This window comes from Streptomyces sp. SPB074 (assembly GCF_000154905.1).
Classification (GTDB): Bacteria; Actinomycetota; Actinomycetes; order Streptomycetales; family Streptomycetaceae; genus Streptomyces.
Map to the genome: position 1 here is coordinate 5542184 of NZ_GG770539.1, position 9956 is coordinate 5552139.

Annotated in this window: 9 protein-coding genes and 3 pseudogenes; 6 read left to right on the forward strand and 6 right to left on the reverse strand. The window is 74.5% G+C overall.

What is annotated here, in order from left to right:
- Both SSBG_RS36235 and SSBG_RS23450 read right to left on the reverse strand, forming a co-directional pair.
- Positions 1-468: pseudogene (locus tag SSBG_RS36235) on the reverse strand (GNAT family N-acetyltransferase); the annotation flags it as partial.
- A pseudogene (locus SSBG_RS23450) lies at positions 417-1007 on the reverse strand (DUF4291 domain-containing protein); the annotation flags it as partial. The pseudogenes SSBG_RS36235 and SSBG_RS23450, both read right to left, overlap by 52 nt.
- 315 nt (positions 1008-1322) lie before the next feature.
- On the opposite strand from SSBG_RS23450, the gene SSBG_RS23455 reads away from it, so the two are divergent.
- The 3 genes and pseudogenes from SSBG_RS23455 to SSBG_RS33360 all read left to right on the forward strand — a co-directional run bounded on the left by SSBG_RS23455 (position 1323) and on the right by SSBG_RS33360 (position 4459).
- Positions 1323-3098, forward strand: a complete 1776-nt coding sequence (locus tag SSBG_RS23455; RefSeq protein ID WP_234010774.1) for an FUSC family protein — start codon at positions 1323-1325, stop codon at positions 3096-3098.
- A gap of 229 nt (positions 3099-3327) precedes the next feature.
- A pseudogene (locus SSBG_RS23460) lies at positions 3328-3978 on the forward strand (DUF899 family protein).
- 304 nt (positions 3979-4282) lie between these two features.
- The gene (locus SSBG_RS33360; RefSeq protein WP_008748554.1) at positions 4283-4459 is read left to right on the forward strand and encodes a hypothetical protein; all 177 of its coding nucleotides are present in this window, start codon (positions 4283-4285) and stop codon (positions 4457-4459) included.
- 249 nt (positions 4460-4708) lie between these two features.
- On the opposite strand, the gene SSBG_RS23465 is transcribed toward SSBG_RS33360, so the two are convergent.
- On the reverse strand, positions 4709-5158 hold the full coding sequence (locus tag SSBG_RS23465) for a hypothetical protein (RefSeq protein ID WP_008748555.1): 450 nt from the start codon (positions 5156-5158) through the stop codon (positions 4709-4711).
- Positions 5159-5671 (reverse strand): ATP-binding protein, encoded by a 513-nt coding sequence (locus tag SSBG_RS23470; RefSeq protein WP_234010631.1) that lies wholly within the window; start codon positions 5669-5671, stop codon positions 5159-5161.
- 126 nt (positions 5672-5797) lie between these two features.
- Between SSBG_RS23470 and SSBG_RS23475 the strand changes: the two genes are divergently transcribed.
- The 3 genes from SSBG_RS23475 (at position 5798) to SSBG_RS23485 (ending at position 7799) form a co-directional block, all read left to right on the forward strand.
- The gene (locus tag SSBG_RS23475; protein WP_008748557.1) at positions 5798-6658 is read left to right on the forward strand and encodes a helix-turn-helix domain-containing protein; all 861 of its coding nucleotides are present in this window, start codon (positions 5798-5800) and stop codon (positions 6656-6658) included.
- The gene (locus SSBG_RS23480) at positions 6659-6901 is read left to right on the forward strand and encodes a DUF397 domain-containing protein (protein WP_007828494.1); all 243 of its coding nucleotides are present in this window, start codon (positions 6659-6661) and stop codon (positions 6899-6901) included. It begins immediately after the preceding gene.
- 256 nt (positions 6902-7157) lie between these two features.
- The gene (locus SSBG_RS23485) at positions 7158-7799 is read left to right on the forward strand and encodes a uridine kinase (protein WP_008748558.1); all 642 of its coding nucleotides are present in this window, start codon (positions 7158-7160) and stop codon (positions 7797-7799) included.
- 35 nt (positions 7800-7834) lie between these two features.
- Here the strand turns inward: SSBG_RS23485 and SSBG_RS23490 are convergent, their stop codons facing one another.
- Positions 7835-8425, reverse strand: coding sequence for a methylated-DNA--[protein]-cysteine S-methyltransferase (locus tag SSBG_RS23490; protein ID WP_008748559.1), 591 nt, complete (start codon positions 8423-8425; stop codon positions 7835-7837).
- A gap of 84 nt (positions 8426-8509) precedes the next feature.
- Positions 8510-9532 (reverse strand): glycerophosphodiester phosphodiesterase, encoded by a 1023-nt coding sequence (locus tag SSBG_RS23495; protein ID WP_234010632.1) that lies wholly within the window; start codon positions 9530-9532, stop codon positions 8510-8512.
- Between the last annotated feature and the right edge of the window lie 424 nt (positions 9533-9956).

Sequence of the window (9956 nt, forward strand, 5' to 3'; positions counted from 1 at the left end):
GGCGGCGAGCAGCGCCGACAGGTTCTCCGGCCGCGCGCCGGGCCCCACCCACCACGTGAACCGCCGCCCCGTCGTGCGCAGCGCGGCCAGCGTCCCGAGCACCCGCGCCGACGCCGCCCGCCCCGGGAAGCGGGCCCCCGTCACGATGTTGAACGTGTCGTCGTCGAGCCCGCTGTCCGCGACGCACACCTCCCCGCCCGGCGGCACGACCACCGCCCGGCCCGGGTGGTCCCGGTGCAGGTGACACGCATGTGCGGCGAAGTTCCGCTCCGCCCGCCCCACGAGATCCCTCACGCCCCGCCCCCCGTCGCGCGCGGCGCGGGCAGCAGCCCCGCCAGCGCGTCCGCGGGCACCTCGTACGGCCGCTCGACGGGCAGCAGCGCCCGCGCCGCCTCGGGCCGCCCCTCCCGCACCCGCGCGTGCGCCTCCCGGGCGAGCGGGGTCACGTCGCGTATCCCGACGGTCCACTCGTCCGCGTACCGGCGACTCGCCTCCCCGGACAGCCCCAGTTGCAGCGAGCGGTGCGCCAGCGCTCGCCCGCGCGGGTCCCGCTCGGGGTCCCACTGGACCCGCGCGGGCGCCCCGCGCAGGGCCCGCCGCCACGCCTCCCGGCTCCCGTGCGTCGCCGCCTCGTAGTGCGAGAGCGCCGCGTGCCGCAGGGCCCACAGGAACCCCGCGCGCGTGATCTCCACCGCGAGCACCGTCTCCTGCCCCTCCTTCGTCCCCCAGCCGCAGCGGTACATCATCCACAGGAACGACGGCTTGATCCACGTCATCCGCTCCCGTCCCCACTCCGGCGGGAACCGCCCGTCCCGCGCGGCGGGCAGCCCGAGCGAGGGCCGGTACGCCTGGTAGACGGTGAGCGTGTCCGCCGTGTGCAGCGCGCGCACCTGATGGCGCGGGATCTCCGGGGGCGAGGCGGCCGGGGGCGGGAACTCCCCGCCCTGGACCCCGGCGTCCTGGACACCGCGTCCGGCGCCGTGTCCAGGGCGTTCGTAACTTTCCATGGGCCCGATCCTGTCGGTGCGCGGAGCCGCGCGGCAACGCGATTTCCGCCGCGCCGGGCCCGCCACACCCCCGTAACCCGCCCGTTTCCTCCCCACCTCGCCCCTCCCGTACCCTGGGACCCACAGCCACGGCCACCGCCGTCCGCAGGCCGACGCGCACCCGTTACCGCGCGCACCCCAGACCTGCCGACGGGAGTGAGCTTGTCCGCACGGGAATTCCGCCCGCCCCACGCCCCCGGGTTCCGGTACCGCCCGCTGCCCGCCTGGCTCGCCCACGCCCTGTACGTCCCCCGTGTGCCGGTGCCGCGCGGGGCCATGGCGCGCGGCCTGCTGGGCGCGCTGCCGCTCGTCCTCGCCGTGGCCGCCGGACGGCCGGGACTCGGTGTCATGGCGGCGCTCGGCAGCCTGCTCGCCGCCGTCAACGACCGTCCCGGCTCCCGCCGCACGGCGGGACTCCGCCTCGGCGCCCCCGCCCTCGCCGGCACCTGCGGACTCCTGCTCGGCAGCGCGGCGACGACGCTCCTGCCGCACCCCGCCCAGCCCCTCCTGCTGCCGCTCGTCCTCACCGTGCTCGGCCTCTTCGCCGGCGCCGTGAGCGCCGTCGGCCCCGTCGCCTCCGGCATCGGCACCCAGGTACTCGTGACGACCGCCATCGGCGCCGGGATGCCCCTGCCCGAGCCGGGCTGGCAACGCGCCCTCGCCTTCCTCACCGGAGCCGCCTGGCTCCTCGCCCTGCGCCTCCTGCTCCCCTCGCCGGACGACGGGGCCCGCCACCCGTACCGCCTGGGCACCGAACGCGCCTCCGTCGCCTCCGTCTACACCGCGATCGCGGCGCTCCTCGACGCCACCGGCACCCCGGCCGCCCCCGCGCGCCGCTCCGCCCTGACCACCGCGCTCGACCAGGCCCAGGACGCCCTGCTCGGCCCCCGGCTCCACCGCTTCACGAACAGCGCGGCCGAACGCCGGCTCCACGCCCGGCTCGACGCGGCCCTGCCGCTCGCGGAGGCCGCCACCGCCCTCTACTGGGCCGGCCGCCCGCTGCCCGCCCGTACCGTACGGGGCCCGCTCGCCCTCGCCGAGGCCGTCCGCGCGGACACCGTGCCCGGCCCCGTGCCCGCCCCCGCACGCGACGCCCCCGGACTGCGCGCGCTCGACACGTCCCTGCTCTCCGCCCTCGCCGTCTTCGCCTCCGCCCCGGCCCCCGGCCCCGCCGTCCGCGCCCCGCGCGGTGCCCGCGCCCGCCTCCGCGCCGCGCGGAGGCGCGCGACCGGTCCGGCGGGGCGCGAGTACGGCATACGCGTCGCGCTGAGCATGGGCGCCGCCACCGCCGTCGCCCAGTCCCTCCACCCCCAGCACTGGTACTGGCTGCCCGCCACCGCCGTCTTCCTCGTCAAGCCCGATCTGGGCCCGCTCGCCTCACGCGTCCTGTGCCGGATCGCCGGCACGCTCGCCGGGGCCGGTCTCTTCGCCGGGCTCGCCGCCGTCGCCGCCCCCGTACCGCTGCCGCCCGAGACCGGGCTCGTCGCGCTCGCCGCGCTCTGCGCGACCCTCGTCCCGCTCGCCATGCGGCACTTCGCCCTCCAGACCGCCGTCGTCACGCTGCTCGTCCTCGCCCTCGTCGGTCTCGGCGGCGACACCCAGGCCACCTGGAACCGGCTCACCGACACCCTGCTCGCCTGCGGCATCGTGCTGCTCGCCGGCCACCTCCCGCTCCCCGGCCGGGCGGGTACCGTCGCTCGCGGCCGGCTCGCCACCGCCTCGCAGGCCGCCACCGACTACCTGGGGCACGTCCTCAGCGGTTCGCCCGACCTGCCGGGCCGCTGGGCACTGCGCCGCGCCGCGTACCGGTCCCTCGCCCAGGCCCGCGCCGCCGTCGAGGTCTCGGCCGCCGAACTGCCCCCGCTCGCCCGCCGCAGCGCCGGCGCCGCCGAAGTCACCGCCGTGCTCGAACGCCTCGTGGACACGACCACGGCCGCCGCGGTGCACGCCGACGACGCGGGCACCCTGCCCGCGCGCGACACCGCCCGTCTGCGGGCCCTGCTCGGCGAACTCGACACCCTCGACCGCCACCGGACGCCCGTACCGCACTGACCGGCCGTCCCGGCGCACCCGGCCCCTCCCGTCCCGTCCGCGTCCGCCCGTCCCGCGTCCGCTCACCAGCGAAAAGATGAATTCCCCCCGCCCCTCCGGTCCACCAGGCGACCGCGCGTGCGCCCGCACCCGCCCCCCCGGCCCCGAAGGAGCGCCGTGAACCCCAACCCCGCAGCCGACCCCGTCCCCTCCGAAAAAAAAAACCGAAGCGCTCGCCCCCCGCAACACGTTGCTCGCCGAGGAGAAGGAGCTCACGCGCGCGCTCGAGGACCTCGCCGCCCGAAAAAAAAACACTGCCGCGGGTCCCAAAAGAGGTGGAATAAATCTTCACCGGACCGGACGGCGGTACCGGCCTGCCGGAACTCTTCGAGGGACGCGATCAGTTAATCGTGTACCACTTCATGTTCGCGCAGAGGCGGAGGCCGGCTGCGCGCGGTGCGCGGCCTTCCTCTACCAGATCGGCGACCTGCGGCACCTGCGCGAGCGCGGAACGGCCTTCGCCGCCGTCTCCCGCGCCCCGTATCCGCGCATCCTGCCCTTCAAGGCGGCCGGCGGCTGGACGGTCCCGTGGTACTCGGCGTACGGAAGCACCTTCCCCTACGACTTCGGCGCCTCCTTCGCCCCCGGGCCCGCCTCCGCCGCGCCCCCCGCGTACGGCTACCGCCCCCGCGCGGAGGCGGACCCGGGACGGGAGGCCGCGCTCGCCGCCGGGGAACACGTCGACCGGCCCGCGCTCAGCTGCTTCCTGCGCGTGGGGGATCAGGTCTTCCACACCTACTCGGCCTATGCCCGCGGCCTCGACCGGCTCGGCAGCGCGAGCAGCCTCCTCGACCTCACCGCGCTCGGCCGCCGCGATCACCTCGCGCGCCCCGCCTCCTGACCTGCCGCGACCCGTTCCCCCGTTCCGGCCCGGGTGCGCCCTCGGTCGCGGCCCCCGCGCTCCCCGAGGGCGGCGGATGCCGCTACGAGCCGGGGCGAACAGGTGACGGTACGGTCACGGCGCCCACATCCCGGCGCTCCGCTGCGTCATTCTCGACGCACCGCCCGGCGCGGCGTGACGCGACGGCGGGTGCACTCGTTACTCCGTGCGAGTGAGTGAAGGGCGGGTTTCGAGTGAACACGCGTCGCGGCGGCACCGACGACGGGGGAGTGCGACCCGGGTACGACAGGACGGAGTTGCGGCCGTGAGGATCGAACGAGTGGTACTGGAACGCTTTCCCGCGGGCGGGCCGCGGGGCTCCTGGCCCGCCGAGGAGTTCGCCCGTCAGCGACGCTGCGAGGGCACGGCGGCCGAGGTCGTCATGGATCTCGACGAGGACGCCTTCCTCGTCATCGTCCGCGCCCGCGCGGCGACGGAATGAGTGTGCCGGCGCGCCCGCCGCAAAGCCGCTGTCCGCAAACCGCCGGGCCACCGGAAACCGCCCGAAACCGGAAACCGCCCGGAAACCGAAAGGCGAAGGCCGAAAGCCGAAGGCTCACGGTCGAGAAGAAGAAAGGCGCGGCCCGCAAAGCGTGAAATCCGGGGCGGGCGGAAGGAAGGCCGGGGAATCCGGTGCGCGGCGCCGTCCGCCGTAAGCCGGGGGCTCTGGCGCCGAGGGGCGCGGAGCCGTTCAGTCCTCGGTCGGCGCCGAGCGGGACCAGGGGGGAAGGGTGTCGGTGAGGCGGCACAGGGTCACGTAGAGCGGGATCGGCGGGGTGTACGGCGCCTTGCCGGACGGCTGGTGCACGAGCCGGGGCTCCTTGCGGGCGTCCGGTACGAGCGCTCCGGCCGCGTAGTGCGCGGGCGCGGGCCACTCCAGGGCCACGTCGGAGCCGGACGGCACGATCCACCACCAGCGACCGCCGTCCGCGAAGACACAGCCCATCCGGGGCAGCCGCCCCATCACCCGACGGGCCAGCGCCTCCGGCACGCCCACCGCGTCCACGCCCATCGACGTGGTCATCCCGCTCGGCACCGTCAAGCGCACCAGTGGCGTCCGCGCCGCTGCTCGGGGGAACCGGCCCCGGCTGAGCGAGGCGAGCGTGTCGAGGCTCAGCGAGCCTGCCGTCCACGTGTGCATTCAGCGTGCCTCTTCCCACGACAACTCGGCCCACACGACCAGTCCGGAACCCTGTTCCGCCTCTTGCGTCCCCCAGGACAGGCTCATGGCGGAGACCAGGAAGAGGCCGCGCCCGTGCTCGTCGTGCGGGTCCTGCCGGGGGCTCGCCGGCTGCCTGCCGCACTGCCCCTCGTCGCGTACCGCTATCCGCAGCCGCGATCCGTCCGGCGCGCCGCTCGCGCCCCCCGCCCGTCTGCGCGCGTCGTGCGCCGCGAACGGGACCCGCCCGGGCGCATCGATCTCGCGCAACTCGCAGACGATCTGCCGGCTGCCCGTGTGGACGAGGGCGTTGGTGACGAGCTCGGAGACGATCAGCATCGCCGCCTCGCACGTCTCGTCGGGCGCCGACCAGCCGTCGAGCTGCGTGCGGGTGAGCCGCCGGGCCTGGGCGGCGGAACCCGGGTGAGCGGCGAGTTCGAAACTCGCACAGCGCTCACCGGTCTGGGGGGTGATTAACGGAGCGGACGGAATCACGTGTGCCACTATCTCCCCGGCGCGAACACTTGGCAAGGGTCACTCTGAAAAATGCAGAGTGCAGTGTGCTGGGGTTGCGGCGCATGGCACACTGCTCGGGAACTGTTCGCCAAGGGGAGGTCCGACGTGAGCGAACCGAGGTCCGCGCCGACCGTGGGCCAGGTGGTCCTGGGGCGGCGGCTTCAGGACCTGCGCGAGCACGCGGGCTTCAGTCGCGAACAGGCGGCCAAGGTCCTGCGCGTCGCACCGGCCACGGTCCGGCGCATGGAGACGGCAGAGGTGGCGCTGAGGATTCCGTATCTCCAGCTGCTGCTCCAGTCCTACGGGGCGGCGCCGGAGGAGGTCGAAACCTTCGTCACGCTCGCGGAGGACGCCAACAAGCCGGGCTGGTGGCAGCGTTACCACGGCGTGCTCCCCAACTGGTTCAGTATGCACGTCAGTCTGGAGGGGGCCGCGAGCCTCATCCGCAACTACGAACCGCACTTCGTGCCGGGCCTGCTCCAGACCGAGGAGTACGCCCGGGCCGTCATGCGGGCCGGCTCGCTCGGACGCGGAGAGCCGGAGGAGATAGAGCGTCACGTCGATCTGCGGCTGCGACGCCAGAAGCTCCTGGTCCGCGAGGACGCGCCACGGCTGTGGTACGTCGTGGACGAAACAGCGGTGCGCCGTCCGGCGGGGGACGCGACGGTCATGCGCGGGCAGATCGACCATCTGCTCGACATCACCGCTCTGCCCAATGTGACCCTCCAGATCGCCGAGTTCAGTGCCGGGCCCCACCCCGGCACCTTCGGCCCCTTCGTCCTCTTCCGCTTCCCCATGCCCGAACTTCCGGACATGGTCTTCGTGGAGTACCTGACCGGCGCCGTCTACCTCGACAGCCGGCCGGAGGTCGCGATGTACCTGGAGGTCATGGACCACATGGCGGCACATGCCGCCACTGCACAACGCACAAAGGAGATCCTGAGGGATGTCCGCAAGGAGCTGTGAATGGACCGCGTCCGGATATACAACGGAATGCCCGCCGCCCAGCTCGGCAACGCGGGGTGGCGCAAGCCGTGGAGCGGCGGCAACGGGGGGAACTGCGTCGAGGCGATGAAGCTCGCGGACGGCAGGATCGCGTTCCGCCAGTCCTCCGATCCCGAAGGGCCCGCACTCATCTACACCCCGGCGGAGATCACCGCCTTCATCCAGGGGGCCAAGGCCGGACAGGCCGACTTCCTCCTCTCCTGACCCGCTCCTCCTCCGACGTCCGCAGTACCCGGGACCAGCTCCCGGAACCTCCTCCGGGGGCGTGCCACAGCGCGCCCCCTTCTTTCGTCTCCGCCCCTCCGCGCCCTCCGCCGCCTTCTCAGCGCCCTCCGCCGCCTCCTCCGCGCGAGCCCGCGCCCCGTCGCCCGCCCGCCGTCGCCCGCCTGAGCCCGGCCCCGCCGCACCGGTCGCGGGACCCTCGCCGGTCCGCTCCGGCCCCCTGCGTCACCATGGACCCGTGCGATGCGAAGCGATCACCTGGGAACGCCTGACCGAGGACATCACCGAGCGGCTGCTCGCGACCGCCCCCGCCGACGGCGGCGACCACGTCAGGGTGGCGCTCGACGGCGCGCCCGCCGCCCGCCCCGAGGACCTCGCCGAGCGGCTCGCCGAGGCGCTGCGCGCGGCGGGCCGCCCCGCGCTCCCGGTCGCCACCAGCGGCTTCCTGCGCCCCGCCTCGCTCCGCTTCGAGCACGGCCACCACGACCCCGACAGCTACCTCAGCGGCTGGTTCGACATCCCGGCGCTCTGGCGCGAGGTCTTCGCCCCGCTCGACCCCGGCGGGAGCGGCCGCGTCCTGCCCGACCTGTGGGACCCCGCCACCGACCGCGCGAGCCGCACCCCGTACACCACCCTGCCGCCCGGCGGGTTCCTCCTGCTCCACGGCCCCTTCCTCTTCGGCCACTGGTTCCCCTTCGACCTCGGCGTGCACCTCTCCCTCACCGAGGCGGCCCTGCGCCGCCGCACCCCCGCCGAGGAGCACTGGACCCTGCCCGCCTTCGCCCGCTACGAGGCCGAGCAGAACCCCCTCGACGCCGCCGGTCTCGTCGTGCGCACGGACGACCCCCGTCACCCCGCCCGCCGCGTCCCCCAGGACTGACGGCCCGGCGGTCCGACCACGCCGGCCCCCACGGCTCAGAACAAGGGCTGCGGCAGCACCCCCTCCAGCGCCAGCAGCCGCCGCTTCGTCTCCACGCCGCCCCCGAAGCCGCCGATCCCGCCGTCGCGCTCCACCACCCGGTGGCAGGCCACGAAGAGCGGGAGCGGATTGGCCCCCATCGCGAGGCCCACCGCCTGCGCCGCGCCGGGCTGCCCGACCCGGCGCGCCAGCTCGCCGTAGCCGACGACCGACCCGAACGGCACCCCGGCCGCCAGGGCCCGCAGCACCTCGCGCTGGAAACCGGTCACGAGCGACCAGTCCAGCGGCTGCGCCGCGAGCGCGCCCTCCCCCGCGAAGTAGGCCGCCAGCGCCGCGCGCGCCGCCTCCACCGCCGCCGCGCCCGTCACCGGGTCCTCCGGAGCGCCGAGGCGGTCGGCGAGCGCCGCCCGTTCCCGCCCGGCCGTCCCCGCGTCCGCGTGGAAGACGACCCGGACGAGCCCGGTGGCCGTCGCCGCCAGCAGGAGCGGCCCGACGGGGCTCTCCGCCACCAGCGAGGTCCAGCCCCGGGCCCGCCCTTCCGGCTCGGGCTCCGGGGCCCCGGGCCGCGCGGACGTGTCACTGTTCATGCGCACACCGTACGGCCGCCCACCGACAACGCCCCCGGCAGCGCGGGCGGCCCGGCTTCTCCCGGCCGCCCGCCCACCCGGACCTCAGCCCACCGGGACGCTCGCCGCGTCGGCCACGGCCTCGTCCAGCGCCTCGTCGAACGCCCCGTCCAGCGCCCCCGCCGGCGCCTCGCCCGGAGCGCCGCCCGGCACCTCGCGGGGAGCGCCGCCGAGCCCGTCGCCGCCGAGCGCGCCGCGCACGACGTCGGGAGCGTTGCTGATGATGCCGTCCACGCCCTTGTCCGCCGCCGCCACCGTGTCGGCCGGGGTGTCCACGGTCCAGGTGAAGACCTCCAGCGGCTTGTCGTGCGGGCCCTTCAGCGCGTGCGCCGCCGCCACCCAGTCCGCGTCGATCGTCGTGTGCGAGGGGTTGATCTGGTCGGCGAAGCGCGCGTACTCGGGCAGCCGCGCCTGTGCCGGGGTGCCGAGGAAACCGGTCTTCACGTCGGGACGCTGCTTGTGCACCTCCTTGATGCTCTTCGCGTCGAAGCTCTGCACGACCAGGCGGTTCCGCACGTGCGCGCGGTCGAGCCAGCCGCTGTCCCGGAGCCGGGCCAGGGTCTCGGCCTCGATGCCCGGGTAGAGATCGGGGCTCTTCAGCTCCAGGATCAGGCTCTGGTGGGTCCGGCTGATCCTGCTCAGGTACTGCTCCAGGGTCGGGACGCGCGTACCGGCGAACGAGGGGTCGTACCAGGTGCCCGCGTCGAGCCGCGCGATCTCGGCCGCGGTGAAGTCCCGCACGTTCCACGGCGCCCGGTCGGGGAAGACCTGCTCCACGTCGGTCGTACGGGTCAGGGTCGTGTCGTGCAGGACGACCAGCTCTCCGTCCTTGGTGCGCTGGACGTCGTTCTCGACCCAGCGGAACCCGAGCCGCGCCGCCTCGTCGACGGACGGCAGGGTGTTCTCGGGCGCGTAGGCGGGCGCGCCGCGGTGCCCCACGACGGTGATCGGGGCGGGACCGCGCGCGTGCGGGCTGCCGGCTGCCGAGGCGGAGGCGGCGGGGAGACCGACGAGGGCTCCGCTGCCGAGGATCGCGACGGTCACTGCTGTTGCGGCTCGTGCGGACAAGGAGGCTCCTGGAGTTCGCGGGATCGCTGACAGTAGGAGCGTGACCGCTGGGAGGCGCGCGCAGACAGATGCGCGAGGGCCACACCCCGAACGGAGCGCGACCGGTCGGACGCACGTCGGTACCGTTCCCGCGCGCCGCCGGGGAAAGCGCAGGTCAGAAAGGTATGGAGGCGTACGAGGGCCGCGCGGGGTGCCCGCACCGCGCCGCCCCGAGGCCGCCCGCGCCCCGGGGGCCCGGCGACCGGACGGCGGCCGGAACGCGGCCGGAATCGGCCGGCGCTCTTGTTCTGCTCGAAAATTAATCTGTTATGTCTTTAATGGTCTTTGATGACGATAGGGGAAGAGTTTGAAACAAGTTATATTGTTGTTATTTTTCTTCTTTTTTTTTTTTTTTTTTTTTTTTTTTTTTTTTTTTTTTTTTTTT

Coding starts and splice junctions, on each gene's coding strand:
- SSBG_RS23480 (WP_007828494.1), top strand. CDS start 6,659: ATGGACCGCGTCCGGATATACAACGGAATGCCCGCCGCCCAGCTCGGC.
- SSBG_RS23490 (WP_008748559.1), bottom strand. CDS start 8,425: ATGAACAGTGACACGTCCGCGCGGCCCGGGGCCCCGGAGCCCGAGCCG.
- SSBG_RS23465 (WP_008748555.1), bottom strand. CDS start 5,158: ATGCACACGTGGACGGCAGGCTCGCTGAGCCTCGACACGCTCGCCTCG.
- SSBG_RS23455 (WP_234010774.1), top strand. CDS start 1,323: ATGGCGCGCGGCCTGCTGGGCGCGCTGCCGCTCGTCCTCGCCGTGGCC.